A 16923-nucleotide genomic window follows, 5' to 3' on the forward strand; every position below is an offset into this window, starting at 1 on the left:
CCTGGTCAGGGCTCGATGCCGTGGCGTGCCATGCGGACGAGGTCCGCCACGTCCATGGCGTCGATCAGGTCGTCGTCGGTATCGCTCGCGGGGGGTGGAGGTGACGGCTCGTCGTCCTGGGGCGGGCACAGCTCCGATGCGAGCCAGGCGGCCAGGGCGTCCGGGCTGGGCTGGTCGAAGACGACGGTCGGTGACAGGCGCAGGCCGACCGCCTTGCCGAGCCGGTTGCGCAGTTCGAGGGCGCTGAGCGAGTCGGCGCCGAGTTCCTTGAACGAGCGGCGGACGTCGACCGCGCGGGCGTCGTCGTGGTTCAGCACGGCTGCCGTCTCGGCCCGTACGAGGGTGAGCAGTTCCTTTTTGCGGGCGTCGGCGTCGAGGCCGGTCAGCCGGTCCGCGAGGCTCGGGGTGTGCTGGGCGGCGGGTTCGGCGCCGGGTTTCGCCGTGGCCGGGGGCCGGACGAGGCCGCGCAGCAGGGGTGGGGCCGCCGGGCCGGCGGCTCGCAGCGCGGCCGTGTCCAGGGCGAGCGGGACGAGGGCCGGTTCGGGGCGGGCCAGTGCCGCGTCGAGGAACCGCAGCCCCTGCTCGGGGTCGAGAGGCCGTATGCCGGCCCGGGTGAACCGGCGGAGGTCGGCCGACCCGAGCTGGTCGGCCATGCCGCCCTCGGCCCAGGGGCCCCAGGCCAGGGAGGTGGCCGGCAGTCCGAGGGCCCGGCGGTGGTGGGCCAGGGCGTCGAGGAAGGTGTTGGCCGCGGCGTAGTTGGCCTGTCCGGCGCCGCCCAGCAGCCCCTGGATCGAGGAGAAGACGACGAAGGCGTTCAGGTCCAGTGCGCGGGTGAGGTCGTGGAGGTTCCAGGCCGCGTCGGTCTTGGGCCGCAGGACGGTGTCGAGCCGTTCGGCGTCCAGGGTCTCGACGACGCAGTCGTCGAGGACGCCGGCCGCGTGGACGACGGCCGTCAGCGGGTGGTCGGCCGGGACGGTCGCGAGCAGGTCGGCGAGCGCGGTGCGGTCCGAGGTGTCGCAGGCGGCGAGCGTCACCTGTGCGCCCAGTTCGGTGAGGTCCGCGCACAACGCGGCGGCGCCGGGTGCGGCCTCGCCCCGGCGGCTGACCAGCAGCAGGTGGCGCACGCCGTGTGCGGTGACGAGGTGGCGGGCGACCCGGGCGCCCAGCGCTCCGGTCGCGCCGGTGATCAGCACGGTGCCGTCCGCGCGCCATCCCGGGGGTGCGGGTGCGGCGGCGGCACGCGTCAGCTTCGGGGCCAGCAACGCCCCGTCACGTACGGCGAGTTGGGACTCGCCCGACACGTCGAGCACCGCCGCGAGGGTACGGGGCGTGAGGGGTTCGGCGTCGAGGTCGAGCAGGGCGAAGCGCTCGGGGTGTTCGGTCCGTGCCGACCGCAGCAGGCCCCACACCGGGGCGTGGGCCAGGTCGGTGACGTCCTCGTCCGGCCGGGTGGCGACCGCGTTCCGCGTGACGACGACGAGCCGCGAACCCGCGAACCGCTCTTCCGCCAGCCACCGCCGGACCAGCGTCAGAGCGCGGGCGGCGGCAGCCCGGGCCCGGTCTGCCATGTCGCTCTGTTCGCGCGCGGACGTCTTCGGCTCGTCGGCGAGGTACGCCAGGACCACCGCGGGCGGTTCGGCGGCGGCCAGGCCCGCGAGTTCCTCGTGGACGGGAAGATCCACGTCGGCCCAGCCCGCCTCACCCGCGATCGCGCATGACGGCCGCACCGTGTCACTGCCGCTCACGGCGGCCGGAAGCGGCGACCAGTCCATCCGCAACAGCGGTTCCCGCCGCCCCGTCGTGAGCTGCCCGGCGTCGACCGGGCGCCTGGTCAGGGCGGCGACCGAGGCGATGAGCTGTCCTGCGTCGTCGGCGAAGGCCAGGGTGAGCGTGTCGGGGCCGGCGGGTGCCAGGCGGACCCGGGCCGTGCGCGCCCCGCCGACGGCCAGGCGCACACCGGTCCAGGCGAAGGGCAACCGCGTGGTGTCGTCCCCCGGCAGCGCGCCCAGTTCGATGGCGTGGAGGGCGGCGTCGAGGAGGGCCGGGTGCAGCCCGTATCCGTCGGCCGGCTCCGGTACCGCCAGTTCGGCGAAGACCTCCGTGCCGCGCCGCCACGCGGTGCGCAGTCCGCGGAACGCGGGGCCGTATCCGAAACCCTGGTCGGAGAGCGTCTCGTACCAGCCGGACAGGTCCACCGGTTCGGCGCCGGGCGGCGGCCAGTGCTCGGCGAAGGCGACGTCCGCCGGCGTGGCGGATGCGGTCGGGGCGACGAATCCCGAGGCGTGCAGGGTCCATTCGGCATCGGCATCGGCATGGGCGCCGGATCCGGCCGGCCGGCTGTGCACGGTGACCGCGCGCCGTCCGTCGGCGTCGCCGCTCGCCGCCTGTATCTGGAGCTCCACGGCACCGTCGTCGGGCAGTACCAGGGGCGTTTGCAGCGTCAGTTCCTCCAGCTCCGGACAGCCGGTTTCCCGGCCGGCGTGCAGGGCCAGCTCGACCAGCCCCGCGCCGGGGAACAGCACGTTGCCCAGCACGGAGTGGTCGGCGAGCCAAGGGTGGGTGAGCGAGGACAGCCGGGCGGTGAGGACGAGCGTGTCGGAGTCCGCGGGGCGTACGGCGGCGCCCAGCAGAGGGTGGCCGCCCGTCGCGAGCCCCAGGCCCGTGGCGTCCGCCGGGCGGGCCGTGACGGCGTGCTCCCAGTAGCGCCTGCGCTGGAACGCGTAGGTGGGCAGTTCTATCCGCCGGGGCCGGTGGGCCTCGTACACGGTGGTCCAGTCGGGTACGACACCGCGCACATGGAGCCGTGCGAGTGCCTCGGACACGGTCCGCTCCTGGGAGTGCCCGCGACGCAGCAGCGGCACGAACTCCGCCGGTTCGCCGTCATCGGTCAGGCAGTCGCGGCCCATGGCGGTCAGTACGGCGTCGGGGCCGATCTCCAGGAACGTGGTCACCCCGTCCGCGCGCAGCCGGCGCACCGCGTCCGCGAACCGTACGGTCCGGCGAGCGTGTTGCGCCCAGTACTCCGGGCCCAGCGCGTCCGCCGTGTCGAGCGGCGCCCCCGTCACGGTGGAGACGATCGGCAGGGCGGGAGCCGCGAAGCCCAGCCGGGTGGCCGCCCGGGTGAACTCGTCGAGCATGGGGTCCATCAGGTGCGAGTGGAAGGCGTGGCTGACCCGCAGCCGTCGGGTGCGGTGCCCGCGGGCGGCGAGCGTGTCGGCGATGTGCGTGACCGCGTCCTCGTCGCCCGACAGGACACAGGAAAGGGGGCCGTTGACGGCGGCGATCCCGGCCCGCCCGCCCGTTTCCGCCACCAGTTCGGCGACCTCCTCCTCGGCCGCCTGGACGGACACCATCGCCCCGCCCTCGGGCAGGGCGTCCATCAGCCGTCCCCGCTGCCCGACGAGTTCGACCGCGTCGGCGAGGGACAGCGCCCCGGCCGCGTGGGCCGCGGCGATCTCCCCTACGGAGTGCCCGGCGAGCCGGTCCGCCCGGATGCCGAAGGTCTCCACGAGCCGGAACAGGGCGACTTCGAAGGCGAACAGGCCGGCCTGGGTGAAGACGGTCCGGTCCAGCAGCGCGGCCTTGGCCGAGTCCGGTTCGGCGAAGACGATGTCCCGCAGCGGGCGGCCCAGGCGATCGCCGAACGCGTCGAAGAGCTCGTCGAGGGCGGTGGCGAAAGCCGGGAAGCGGGTGTGCAGTTCGCGGCCCATGCCGGCGTACTGGCTGCCCTGCCCCGTGAAGAGGAAGGCGGTGCGGCCCGGCACGGGGGTGCCCCGCACCGTCCGCGAGGACGGGCTGCCGTCCGCGAGTGCCTTCAGATCGGCGAGCATCCGGTCCCGGTCGTCTCCGACCACGACCGCGCGGTGGTTCAGGGCGGCGCGGGTGGTGGCGAGGGCATGACCGATGTCGCCCGGCCGCGCTGCGGGGTCGGCGTTCACGTGGGCGAGCAGCTTGCGCGCCTGGGCGTGCAGCGCCGCTTCGGACCGGGCGGAGAGCGGCCACAGGACGGTGCCGCCGGGCCCGGCGCCCGGGGACGCCTCTGCCCCGGTGTGCTCCTCCTCGGTGAACTCTTCGAGGATGACGTGGGCGTTGGTGCCGCTGATCCCGAACGAGGACACACCCGCCCGGCGCGGACGCTCCCCCTCGGCCGGCCACTCCCGCGCCTCGGTCAGCAACTCCACACGCCCCGCCGACCAGTCCACATGCGGCGTCGGCTCCTCCACATGCAACGTCCGCGGCAACACCCGCCGGCGCATCGCCTCCACCATCTTGATCACACCAGCCACACCCGCAGCCGCCTGCGTATGCCCGATGTTCGACTTCAACGACCCCAACCACAAAGGCCGTTCACGCCCCTGCCCGTACGCCGCCAGCAACGCCCCCGCCTCGATCGGATCACCCAACCGCGTCCCGGTCCCGTGCGCCTCCACCACATCCACCCCGGACGCCGCAACCCCCGCAGCCGCCAACGCCTCCCGGATCACCCGCTCCTGCGCCCGACCACTCGGCGCCGTCAACCCGTTCGACGCCCCGTCCTGATTCACCGCCGACCCACGCACCACCGCCAACACCCGATGCCCAAGCCGCCGCGCATCCGACAACCGCTCCAGCACCAGCACACCCACACCCTCGGACCAGCCCGTACCGTCCGCCGACGCCGAAAACGACCGGCACCGCCCATCCGCCGACAACCCCCGCTGCCGCGAAAACTCCACAAACGTCCCCGGCGACGACATCACCGTCACCCCACCCGCCACCGCCAGCCCACACTCCCCCGCCCGCAACGACTGCACCGCCAAATGCAACGCCACCAACGACGACGAACACGCCGTATCCACCGTCACCGCCGGACCCTCAAGCCCCAGCACATAACTCACCCGCCCCGACAACACACTCGCCGCACCACCCGTCAGATGGCGACCCTCGGAGCTGTCGGACGGTGTGCCGCTCAGGTGGGGGTCTCGAAAGCCGAAGACTCCGGCGAAGACGCCGGTGCGGCTGCCCCGCAACGACAGCGGATCGATGCCGGCCCGCTCCACCGCCTCCCACACCGACTCCAGCAACACCCGCTGCTGCGGATCCATCGCCAACGCCTCACGCGGCGAAATACCGAAGAAGTCCGCATCGAACTCCCCCGCGTCATGCAAGAACCCCCCAAAACGCGTGTACGACGTCCCCGGACGGTCAGGATCCGCATCGAACAACGCCTGAAGATCCCACCCCCGATCCACCGGAAACCCCGACACCCCCTCCCCACCCGAAGCCACCAACTCCCACAACCCCTCCGGCGACACCACCCCACCCGGCAACCGACACGCCATCCCCACCACCGCAACCCCCTCACCGGCGTCGCCGAGTGCCGTGAGATGCCCGGCTTCGGCCGGGGCGGGAGCGGTGGTGTCGCTCAGGTGGCGGATCAGGGCGTCGGGGGTGGGGTGGTCGTAGACGAGGGTGCTCGGGAGCCGCTCTCCCAGGGCGCCGCCGAGGAGTTCGCAGAGTTCGACCCCCATGAGGGAGCTGAATCCGAGTTCCTTGAAGGTGCTTTCGGTCGGGATCTCGTCGGCGGAGTCATGTCCGAGGACGGCCGCGACACTGCTGCGGACGAGTGCCGCCGGGTCGAGGTCGGCGTCGCGGTCAGGGGGCGGACCCGCGGCGGCGACGGGGGCCGGCGGAACCGGCAGAGGCGCGCCGTTGCCCTCCAGCCAGTACCGCTTGCGCTGGAAGGGGTAGGTGGGCAGGTCGAGGTGCGGGACCGGGCGCCCGTCCGTCAGTCGCCGCCAGTCGACGGGGATGCCGTGGACGTGGAGTTCGGCGAGTGCGGTGGCGAAGGTCTCCGGCTCGTCGCGGTCGGCCCGGATCGCGGCCACGTGGGCGGCGGCGGTGCCATCGGCGGCGCAGTCGCGGGCCATCGGCGTGAGTACGGCGTCGGGGCCGATCTCCAGGTGGACGGTGACGCCGTGGGCGGGCAGGGCCCGTATTCCGTCGAGGAACCGGACGGCGTCGCGGGCGTGGCGTACCCAGTGGTCCGGCGTGCGCAGTTCGTCGGCGGTGGCGGTGGTGCCGGTCAGGTTGGAGACGACCGGGATCCGGGGCGTGTGATAGGTGAGGCTCTCGGCGACCTGGCGGAAGTCGTCGAGCATGGCGTCCATGTGCGGTGAGTGGAAGGCGTGGCTCACCTTGAGCCGTCGCGTCCTGCGCCCGCGTTCGCGCCAGCGTCCGGCGACCGCGAGGACGGTCTCCTCGTCGCCGGACACGACCGTGGAGGTGGGTCCGTTGACCGCCGCGATCGACACCTGGGAGGTCAAGTCGGCCAGGTCGGGGAGCAGTTCGGACTCCGACGCCTCCACGGCGACCATGGCTCCGCCTTCGGGCAGGGCCTGCATGAGCCGTCCCCGGGCCGCCACGAGCGCACAGGCGTCGGGCAGGTTCAGCACTCCGGCCGCGTGTGCCGCCGCGAGTTCGCCGACGGAGTGGCCGGTCACGACGTCCGGGCGCACTCCCCAGTGCTGGAACAGCCGTTGGAGAGCGGTCTCGAAGGCGAAGAGCGCGGGTTGGGTGTACCGCGTCCGGTGCAGCTCCGCGGTGTCGGCGTCGCCGAGGACCAAGTCCCGAAGGGGACGGTCCAGAAGCGGGTCGAGGTGGGCGCACACCTCGTCGAAGGCCTCGGCGAAGGCCGGGTGAGCTGCGTACAGCGCGGCGCCCATGCCGGGCCGTTGACTGCCCTGTCCGGTGAACAGGAAGGCCAGTCGGCCGCTGTGGACCGTGCCCCGCACGAGGCGCGGTGCGGGCCTGGCCGCGGCGAGGGCGGCGAGCGCGGCGAGGAGGTCAGCACGGCCGGTCGCGACGACCGCGGCCCGCGTGCCGAAGTGGGTGCGGGTCGTGGCGCAGGCGGGCGCGAGCTCGGTCGGCCCCACCCCGGGGTGCTCGGTGAGGAACCGGCCCAGCTGCTCGGCCTGTTGGCGCAGGGCCGCTTCGTCGCGCCCGGACAGGACCACGGGGGCGGGCCGATCGACGGCGGCCGGCCCGGTGGGGAGGACGGACGCGGGCGGCTCCCCTTCTCGGGGCGATGCGGGCGTCTCGCCCGGACTCGTCGGCGTACCGGGTTCGTGCCAGTCCGCCACCACCAGGTGGCAGTTCGTGCCCCCCATGCCGAAGGAGCTCACCCCGGCGATGCGGGGCGTGTCGCCGGCCGGCCAGGCGGTGAGGTCGCGCTGGACCGCAAGGCCCAAGTCGTCCAGCGGAGTCGAGGGGGTGGTGTGGTGCAGGCTCGGCGGGAGGGCCTGGTGCGTGAGGGAGAGGATCACCTTGAGCAGGCCGACGACGCCCGCGGCGGCCTCCAGGTGGCCGACGTTGGTCTTGGCGGAACCCACGGTGAGCGGCTGTCCGGACGTGCGCGGGGTGCCGAGGGCCGCGCCGAGTGCCGTGGCCTCCACGGGGTCGCCCACCTTGGTGCCGGTGCCGTGGAGTTCGACGTAGTGCACGTCGTCGGGCCGGGTTCCCGCGCGTCGGTGGGCGAGGTGGATCACCTCGCGCTGGGCGCCCTCGTCGGGCACGGTGAGCCCGGCGCCCGCGCCGCCCGCGTTGTTGACCGCGCCGCCGAGGATCAGACAGCGCACCGGGTCGCCGTCGGCGAGGGCCCGGTCGAGGGTCTTGAGCAGGACCAGGGCCCCGCCCTCGCCCCGTACGTATCCGTTGGCGCGGGCGTCGAAGGTGTGCGACCGCCCGTCGGGGGAGAGAGCACCGCTGCCCGCGACGACGAGTGCGCTGTCCGGAGCGAGGTTGAGGTGCACGCCGCCGGCCAGCGCCGTCGTGCACTCCCCGGAGCGCAGGCTCTGGCAGGCGAGGTGCACGGCGACCAGCGAGGAGGACTGCCCGGAGTCGACGGTCTGGCTCGGTCCGCGCAGCCCCAGGAGGTACGACAGCCGGTTGGCGATCATGCTGCGCTGGGCGCCGGTCGACGAGTGCCTGGTGATGCCGTCGGCCCCGAGCCGGGCGCGCAGGAGAGCGTAGTCGTCGGCGTCCGCGCCGACGAAGACGCCGGTGTGGCTGCCCGCGAGGTCGCCGGGGACGGTGCCGGCGTGTTCCACGGCCTCCCAGCCGAGTTCGAGGACGAGCCGCTGCTGCGGGTCCATGGCGGTCGCCTCGCGCGGGGAGATCCCGAAGAATCCGGCGTCGAAGAGGTCGACCCGGTCCAGGAACGCGCCCCAGCGGGCCCGCTCGGCGTCGGGCACCGTCGACGTACGGAGCGCCTCGGTGTCCCAGCGGTCGGCCGGCGCCTCGGTCACGGCGTGCCGGCCCGCGGCGAGCAGTTGCCAGAACGCCTCGGGGGTGCCGGCGCCGGGGAGACGGCATGAGTAGCCGGTGACCGCGATCGCGGTACGCGGGTCGATCCCGTTCCTGAAACCGTCTTCGACGGGCATTACTTCCGCTTCCGCCTTTCACGCGCGACGGACGCAGCTTCCCCGGGGAACCGGCGGTCTCCCCCGCATACGCGGCGGGCTTCCCGGGCAGACCGGGCAAGGGAATTGCGAGAGGCCATGAGAGGACTCTGACACCCGCGGATATCGTCTCCATAGCGTCTCCCGCGACAGCCGAACGACCGTCATGGCGCCCCGCAGAAGCCCTCTTTCAAGAATGCCGGGACGTCGGTACCGTGACTCGGCAAGAGCACGTGTCGGCCGCCGCTTGAAGGCAGTCCGACCGAGTCCACCACGGTCTTTTCGGCCATTCTCGGCTTGGAGATAACGGTGTCTTTGGGTTTTCTTTTCGGCGGTGGCGTCGGCACCGAAGTACGCGGCACCGAGATGTACCGCTCCTATCCCGTGATGCGTGATCTGTACAAGCAGATTTCCGACTGGACCGGTCTGACGGTGGGCCAGATCCTGGAGGAGGAACTGCCGACCGCACAGGAGGAGCGGCAGAGCGCGGGGACGATCCGGGAGACCGCGCTGGCGCTGGGCATCCACGACGTACTGGTGGAGCACGGGCTGCGGCCGTCGGCGCTCGGCGGGCTCAGTCTGGGAGCGATGACGGCGAGCTGTCTGGCCGGTGCGATCGGGCGCAGGGAACTGTTCGAGATGCTGGCGCACACCCGCCACACCCCGGAACTGCCGCCTGAGGCGCCGGAGCAGGGGCTCGCCCTGGCCTTCTCCCCCGTCGAGGGCGACCTGGTCGCCGCCTACCGGGGCGAGGGCCGGCCAGGGGTTCATCTGTCCGGGATCTTCGGCGTCACGGCGGACGGCGCCATGCAGATCCTGATGCTCTCCGGGGAGCGCTCGGCGTTGGAGGAACTGGCGGCCGAACTGCCGCCGGGCACGATGGTCCCGCTGCCGGACCGGCCGATCGCGGTGCACTCGCCGTTGCGCGGCCACCACCGCGAGTTCATGGCCCCGTACATCAAGGCGATGCCCTTCACGGCGCCCGAACTGCCGCTGTTCTCCTGTCTGGAGCAGAAGAAGCTCACGACCGCGGAAGAGGTGCGGGACCTGTTCGACCGCAACTCCACGGACGCGATCAGCCTGGTGGACGTGTGCGCCGGCATGAAGGAGGAGGGTGTCCGGCTCGCGCTCGTCATGGGCGGCTCGATCCCCGACGGCATTCTCCGCTTCCCGTTCCCGGTGGTGCACGTCGACCAGCCGGAGCACATTCAGCAGGTGCTGACCAGCGCCTTCGAGCTGGGCATCGACCTGGCCCCCGCACAGACCGGGCGATGACGTTGACTGCCCACACAGCCATCGAGTCCCGGGCCACGGAGTGCGACGCGCTCGTCCGGGGCTGGCTCGACACCGATCTGGACGCCTGGACCCGCCGGGTGGTCGCCCGGCACTTCGATCCGGTGACCGGCAGCCCCTACTGGCTGCGCCGGGCGGCCGAGCTGGACTTCGACCCGCGCGACCTCACCCGCTACGACCAGCTCACGGCCTTCGGCCCGTTCCCCGTGGAGGTCCTGCGCGGCATGGACCCCACGGACCTGGTGCCGCTTTCCGTGCCCCGGCCGCTGACCGGGCGGATCTGGGACACCGGGGGCACCACGGGCACGCCCTGCCGGCTCTTCTACACCCCCGACATGCTGCTGCACCGAGGTGCCTGGCGCCGATGGTCGTTCGTCACCGAGGGCTTTCTGCCGCACCGCACATGGCTGCAGGCGACACCCACCGGGCCGCATCTGATCGGCAACGGCGTGTGGGAGACGGCCGAGCTGTACGACGGCCGGACGTATGCGATCGACATGGATCCGCGGTGGGTGAAGCGGCTGATCCGGGCCGGGCGGCTGGCTGACGCCCAGGAGTACACCACGCACCTTCTGGAACAGATCGCGGACGTACTCGCCCCGGGCCGGGTCGACTACGTGAACACCACCCCGGCCGTCTTCCAGGCGCTGATCCGCCGCTTCCCCGAACTGGTCGCCCCACTGAAGGGCGTACGCCTGAGCGGCACCCAGCTCAGCGCGGACATGTACCGCGACTTCACCGCGGCCATGGACGACGGCATCTGCGGGCGCAGCTACGGCAACACTTTCGGAAACGCGGCGGGGCTGCCCGTGCAACAGAACGCAGAATTAATGCCGTATGTCCCGAATTTCCCCCAGGTGACGATGACGGTCGTCCACAAGGGGGACTGGCCCAAGGTCATTGAATACGGAAAGACCGGCCAGGTTCGTTTGACGGTACTCCACGATGACCTGTTCCTGCCGAACATCCTCGAACGGGACCAGGCCCTGCGCTACGATCCAAAAGGAAAGTGGCCGTCCGACGGAGTGGCCAACGTCACCCCCCTGCAAACAACTTCATCCGCCCCCGAAGGGCTTTATTGACGGCTTATTGATGCCGTTACGAACATTACTGAACAGAAACTTACCGGCGAGTTCCAAGGCAAGGTCGGTTGTGTTACAGCAAGACGTAAGCACCCGGTTGGTCGAGCGAGAGGCCACCCTCTCGGAATTGGACAACTCGCTCGTCGCCTCACGCGGGCGCGCCGGCCGCATCGTGCTCCTGAGCGGCGCGGTGGGCATGGGCAAGTCGGAAGTCCTGTATACCTTCGCCGAGAAGGCCTCGGCTTCCTGTCTCTGGCTCGGGGCCGTGGGCCACGAGCACGAGCGCGACGTCCCCCTGGGCGTGGTCCGTCAACTCGTCCGCGGCCTGCGGCCCCCGCCGTCCCTGAATTCCCAGATGGCCCTGCTGGAGAGTCTGTTGGCGGCAGGGCCGCCCACCTCCCGCCACGCCGTCGTGCTCCAGGCCCGGGTGGCGCACGGGCTGTGCAGCACCCTGTTGGGTCTCGCGGGCACCAACCAGCTGCTGATCGGAGTGGACGACATCCAGCATGCCGACGAGGCGTCGCTGGCCTGCCTGCTTCATCTACTGCCGCACATCCGGACCGCGCCCGTGATGCTGGTGATCGTCCAGCCCGAGGGTGGCAGCCGGCACCCTCTGCTGGACGAGGAACTGCGCCGCCATCCGCACTGCCGGCGCGTACGCATGAACGGGTTGTCGCCCGAGGGCACCGTGGCCCTCACCGAGCAGCGGCTCGGCCCGGAGGAGGCTCGCCGGCTGGGCCCCGTCTACCACTCGCTCAGCGGAGGCAGCCCCCTGCTGTTACGGGCCCTGCTGGAGGACCGGCACGGCCGCTTGACCCGCCCGGGAGGCGCCCCGGACGGGCCGTATGCGGACGAGGAGTTCCGGCACGCCGTCCTCGCCTGCCTGCGCCGCCATGATGCGCTGGTGTCGGGCGTCGCCCGCCTGCTCGCGGCCCTGGAGGACACGGCGACACCGGAACGCCTCAGCCGTCTGCTCGGCACGAGCGCGACGACGGTCCAGCGCGCCCTGACCCAGCTGGAGGCTTCAGGGCTCACGCTCGGAACCGGCTTCCGTCACCACGCGACGCGGGAGGCGATCCTGGAGGATGCGCCCCCGGACGCCATCTGCGCGGCTCACGCTCGCGCGGCACACCTCCTGCACCAGGAAGGGGCCCCTTCCCTCCTGGTCGCCCGGCATCTGGCGGCCGCGAGACACGCCCATGACGGCTGGGCTCGCTCGACGTTGCTGGACGCGGCCGAGGCGGCGCGGCTGTGCGAAGACCTGCCGTTCGCCGTCACCTGTCTGGAGCTCGCCCTCGGCAGCACGGACGACCCCGACGCCCGCGCCGTCACCACGGCGCAGCTGATCCAGCTGGAGTGGCGGATCAACCCCGCGGCGGCCGAGCGGCGCCTCGACTCGATGGTCGAGGCGCCGCTCGACGGCCGGCTGCCGCAGGTTTCCGCGACGTCACTCGTCAAGTCGCTGCTCTGGTTCGGCCGTTGCAGACAGGCCGTAGCCCTGCTCGACCTGCTCAGCGCCTCCGATGACACGTGTCCGCTGCTCCTGAGACAGCTGCACGCCTGGCTGCGTTTACGACATCCGTCCATACTCCCGCGCCCGTCCCTCGCCCCCGGCTCGGAGCCCGCCTCTCCGGGCCAGGAGGCAGCACCGGACGCCGCCGGCTCCGCCGACGCCCTGCTGTCGCTCACTCTGCAGGGCGCAGGCGGGGAATCCACCGCCCGCAGCGCGGAGCGGATCCTGAGTTCATGCCGATTGGAGACCATGGGCGACGTCGACAGCGTGGAGTCGGCGCTCCTCACTCTGCTCTACACCGGCCGGCAGGACCGCGCCGCCCACTGGTCCGCCAGGCACGCGGCGGCCGTGGCCGCCCGCAGTGCGCCGACGTGGCAGGCCAGGCTCAACGCCATACAGGCGGAGATCGCCCTGCGCCAGGGCGACCTGACGACGGCGCTGCACCACGCGCGGTCCGCCATGAGCCTTGTTCCGCCGCGCAGTTGGGGACTCGCCGTGGGGCTGCCACTGAGCGCGCTCGTCCTGGCCGCGACCGCGACGGGCGCGCACGAGGTCGCCGAGGAGCAGCTCCAGTTCCCCGTACCGGAGGAGATGTACGGATCCTGGTACGGGATCCACTACCTGTACGCCCGCGGCCATCATCACCTTGCGTCGAAACGGCTGGACGCCGCGCTGGGGGACTTCCTGGCCTGCGGGGAAAAGGCGAGCGCCTGGAACATGGACCTGCCCACGTTCGTAGGATGGCGCAACGCCGCCGCCACCGCCCATCTGGAACTGGGGCAGCGGGAGGAGGCGCGCAAGCTCATCGAGGAGGAACTGGCCCGGCCGGGCCCGGCGAAGTCCAGCCCTCGGGGGGTGGCGCTGCGTCTGCTCGCCGACCTCGCCGATCCGCGGCGCAAGGTGGCGATTCTCAACAACGCCGTGACGCTCCAGAGGCTGACCGGAGACCGGCTGGAACTCGCCCGTTCACTCGCGGCACTCGGCTCCGCCCAGCGGGCCGTCGGCGAGACCGGTCCCGCCCGGCAGGCGCTGTACCAGGCGCTGCGGCTGGCCGAGCAGTGCGGCGCCACGCCCCTGCACCGCTCCCTGCTGAGCAATGATGCGGACGCCTCCCCTGTGCCACCTGCCGAGGAGGCGGAGGATCCGCTGACCGCAGCGGAACGCCGGGTCGCGTCGCTGGCTTCCTGGGGGCACTCCAACCGGGAGATCGCTGACCAGCTGTGTGTCACCGTGAGCACGGTCGAACAGCATCTGACCCGCATCTACCGCAAGCTCAACGTGACGGGACGGGCCGAACTGCCCGCCGTCTACCAGGATTTCGCCGAGGAGGGCCCAGGCCCGCAGCTGCCCCGGTCCAGCTGACAGGCCCAGCAGACAGGCCCAGCAGACAGGCCCACGGCACGATCGCGGAGGATCCCGGACTCCGCCATCGTGTGTTCGCCGTGGCAAGGGCGGCCGGGAAGCGGGACCAGTCCCTCTTCCCGGCCGCCCTGTGGGTGGTGGCGACCCTGCCGCCGATGGTCAGACGCAGAGGAGGACGATCAGGCCGTTGCACTCGTTGTCGCCGTCGTCACCACCACCATGGCCACGGTGACCTCTTCCCGCACCGTGGCCTTGTGCCGAGCTCGGCTCGGCAGCGGTCGTCTTTGCGGTGAGCTGCACGGCGGGCGTCGCGGTAGCGGCGGAAGCGGCGGGAGCCGCTCCGGCCGCGCAGGCAATGCCCAGCACGGCACTCACCGCGAATATTCGCGGAAGTCGGAAAGCGATCTTGTTGGCACGGCCGGGGCGAGCGGGGTTGTTCCCCTGTGTTGTGTTCATGCAGCCACCTTGCACACCCCTGCGGCCAATTTCGCTCCGAGCGCGGCCGATTGGGTGAGCCATGCGGAATGGGGCACTTCGCCGTTCCGGGGCCGCTTCCCGGGCGCTCCTCCGGAATGACGAACTCGCCGTCCGGAGGCCGGACTTGCGCGCCCCCTCTCAGGCGACAGGAGTGTCCAGGGGGCGCAGCTCGTCCGCGTACGAGACGGAGATGCGGCGCATCAGGCCGTCCGTGGAGATGTCGTACTGGCCCAGGCGCCACAGCGGCGGGGAGTAGGCGTGGAGAGAGACGGCGTCGTCGGTGGCGCCGGTGAGGCGGTGGATGTGTTCCGGGCCGAAGCAGAAGGACGTGCCGGCGTCGACGGTGACGCGCAGATGGCTGCCGCCGATGCGCGGGGTGGACTCCTCGAGTGCGCCCTGTACGACGCTGACGGCGCCGGCGGAGAGGTCGTGGTCGTGCCAGCCGGTGTCGTTCTGCCGGGTCCAGCACAGCAGCCAGACGTCGACGTAGGCGTCGCGGTACAGGGAAGCGTAGTGCCGCTCGTGGTCGGAAAAGGCCACGTGGGCGCGCCAGAGGTCCGGGCGGGCGGCAAGGTCCGTGACGAGTGCCTGGAGTTCGTGCTTGTCGAGGGTCCGCTCGGGCAGGGACTCGTACGTCATGGGTGGCTCCTTTCGGGGCTGCGTCGGGCTCGGGGCACGGTGATTCAGCTGCGGCCGTGCAGCAGGCGGGCGGGGTTGACGGTGCACAGGGCGTGGACGGCGGCGTCCGCGCCGAGGTCGGGGACGACAGGCGGTGCGTAGGGGCGGTCGCTGCCGTTGACGACCACGTCGATGCCGACGGCGCGCACGAGTGCGTCGACGGCCCGGGTGCCGTAGGAGGAGGTCTCGTAGAACACGTCGAAGTCGATCTCGCCGCGTCCGCCGCCGCGTGCCGCGAGCCGTTCGCCGTGCAGGGGCGCGAGGCCCGCGAGGGCGGCGAAGCAGACGCGCAGGGTCGGGTGGCGGGGGCGACCGAAGGCGCGGAAGGCGAACCAGGAGGCGTGCAGCTGCTGCACGTACGGGACCAGGGCCGGCCACCACGGCGGGGTGTCGTCGGCGGGCGGGGCCGCGCCCGGGTGGACGAAGAGGGGCTTGCCGTGGCCGGTGAGGACGTCGAGGAGGGGTGCGCAGTGCGCCCAGCCCGTCGCGTCGAGGAGGGCGGTGGCGGGGAGTTGGAGGCCGACGCAGCCGCGGCGCAGTTCGCGTTCCACCGCTTCGGGATCCGGTGCCGTCAGGCACGGTGAGGCCCAGACGGCGAACGGGGCCGGGAGCGCCAGGGCGCCGTCGTGGAACGCGGTCAGCAGGGGGTCGGCCTCGGCGGGCGGCAGATATTCGATGCCCAGGGGGCTGGAGAGGGACACCAGGGCCAGGTCGAGGCCGTCGGTGGCGGCGAGGCGCGTGCGGGCCTCGGGGTCGTGGTCGGCCGGGTCGACCGCGTAGGGCGGTTCCCCGGCCAGGTGCAGGGTCCAGGCGTCGAGGTACGGAGCGGTCGTGCGGGAGCGCAGCAGCTCGATGAGGCCGGGCGGCCAGATGTGCTGGTGGACGTCGGTGGGCACGCGGCGGTCCTCGCTGAGGATTGCTTTGTTAAGCGTTTCACTGATGCGATTAACTTAACCGCTTAACAACGAGGTGTGTCAACGGTGTCCAGCACGCGGGCCGGGCGCTGCGACCATGTGGCGCAGGCACCCCGGTAGGCTTCCCCGCATGGCCAGGCCCAACAAGCGCACCACCCTCCGGGAGGTGGCCGAGGCCACGGGCCTCTCCACCGCAGCCGTCTCCTATGCCCTGCGCGGCACCCACGTCTCCAAGGAGACCGAGGAACGGGTGCGCAGGGCCGCGGCCGAGCTCGGCTACGAGGCCGACCCGATCGCCCGTGCCCTGGCCAGCGGCAGGACCAGCATGGTCGGCGTCCTCGCGGGCGACCTCCAGGACCTGTGGCAGCAGCAGCTGATGGCGGCCATAGGGCGGGAGCTGCTGGCCGGCGACCGTTACGCGCTGATCCTGGACGCGGGCGGCGACCCCGACCGCGAGCTGGTGCTCGCCAAGCAGCTGCGCGACCAGCGGGTCGACGCGCTGCTGGTGTCGCCCGTGGACCCCTCCGCGAAGGGCTGGGCCGATATCGCCGACGCGCTGCCGGTGGTCGCCGTCGGCGACTCGCTGAGCCGGGCCCGCACGGCCGGGCAGGTCATCTTCGACAACCGGGCCGGCATCGACGCCGTACTGGAGTATCTGCACGGGCTGGGCCACCGCCGGGTGACCGTCCTGACGCCGACCCGGCCCAGCACACCGGACCGGCCGGCCGACGTGTACGTGGGCGAGGCGGCCGACCGGCTCGGGCTGCGGGCCGAACTGGTGCCCTGTCCACAGGAGTTGGGCGAGGCGACAGCGGTGGCGCGGCGCGTGCTGCAGGGGGCGCACTCGCCGACGGCGGTGTTCTGCTTCTCGGACTCGCTGGCGTACGGGGTGTACGCGGCCGCGGCGGAGGACTCCCTGGAGGTGGGCCGGGACGTCTCCGTGGTCGGCTTCGACGACCATCCCGTCTCACGGGTGCTCACGCCGCCGCTGACCACGGTGGACTGGGGGCTGAGCGAGATCGCGGCCCAGGCGGCGCGGCTGACGGTTGCGGCGATCGAGGGCAGGCGGGTGCGCAGGAAGCGGGTGCTGTGTGCGCCGCGGATGCGGGAGCGCGGATCTACCGTGCGGGCCTGAACTCCGGGTGAACCGAAGATAGACTCACGCG

Annotated in this window: 8 protein-coding genes; 4 read left to right on the forward strand and 4 right to left on the reverse strand. The window is 72.2% G+C overall.

From position 1 onward, the window contains the following. Positions 1–5 precede the first annotated feature (5 nt). On the reverse strand, positions 6–8420 hold the full coding sequence (locus ACFY1U_RS31225; protein ID WP_390697473.1) for a type I polyketide synthase: 8415 nt from the start codon (positions 8418–8420) through the stop codon (positions 6–8). 327 nt (positions 8421–8747) lie between these two features. Here ACFY1U_RS31225 and ACFY1U_RS31230 point away from each other — a divergent pair, with 327 nt between their 5' ends. Genes ACFY1U_RS31230 through ACFY1U_RS31240 form a run of 3 tightly spaced genes read left to right on the forward strand, consistent with a single transcriptional unit; the run spans position 8748 to position 13688 of the window. After that, the gene (locus ACFY1U_RS31230) at positions 8748–9713 is read left to right on the forward strand and encodes an ACP S-malonyltransferase (protein WP_390697474.1); all 966 of its coding nucleotides are present in this window, start codon (positions 8748–8750) and stop codon (positions 9711–9713) included. Continuing rightward, positions 9710–10813 (forward strand): arylcarboxylate reductase, encoded by a 1104-nt coding sequence (locus ACFY1U_RS31235; RefSeq protein ID WP_390697475.1) that lies wholly within the window; start codon positions 9710–9712, stop codon positions 10811–10813. The genes ACFY1U_RS31230 and ACFY1U_RS31235 overlap by 4 nt, the downstream gene beginning before the upstream one ends. A 10-nt stretch (positions 10814–10823) precedes the next feature. After that, positions 10824–13688, forward strand: coding sequence for an AAA family ATPase (locus ACFY1U_RS31240; protein ID WP_390697476.1), 2865 nt, complete (start codon positions 10824–10826; stop codon positions 13686–13688). A gap of 159 nt (positions 13689–13847) precedes the next feature. Here ACFY1U_RS31240 and ACFY1U_RS31245 read toward each other — a convergent pair whose 3' ends face one another. The 3 genes from ACFY1U_RS31245 to ACFY1U_RS31255 form a co-directional block, all read right to left on the reverse strand. Then, on the reverse strand, positions 13848–14144 hold the full coding sequence (locus ACFY1U_RS31245) for a hypothetical protein (RefSeq protein WP_390697477.1): 297 nt from the start codon (positions 14142–14144) through the stop codon (positions 13848–13850). Between the two features lie 159 nt (positions 14145–14303). Continuing rightward, positions 14304–14804 (reverse strand): cysteine dioxygenase, encoded by a 501-nt coding sequence (locus ACFY1U_RS31250; protein WP_390697478.1) that lies wholly within the window; start codon positions 14802–14804, stop codon positions 14304–14306. 44 nt (positions 14805–14848) lie between these two features. Then, positions 14849–15739: an amidohydrolase family protein gene (locus ACFY1U_RS31255; protein ID WP_390697479.1), complete on the reverse strand. Its 891-nt coding sequence runs from the start codon at positions 15737–15739 to the stop codon at positions 14849–14851. Between the two features lie 148 nt (positions 15740–15887). Here ACFY1U_RS31255 and ACFY1U_RS31260 point away from each other — a divergent pair, with 148 nt between their 5' ends. Continuing rightward, positions 15888–16892: a LacI family DNA-binding transcriptional regulator gene (locus ACFY1U_RS31260; protein ID WP_390697480.1), complete on the forward strand. Its 1005-nt coding sequence runs from the start codon at positions 15888–15890 to the stop codon at positions 16890–16892. Positions 16893–16923 lie beyond the last annotated feature (31 nt).

Origin of the sequence: Streptomyces sp. NPDC001351, from assembly GCF_042896045.1 — a bacterium.
Classification (GTDB): domain Bacteria; phylum Actinomycetota; class Actinomycetes; order Streptomycetales; family Streptomycetaceae; genus Streptomyces.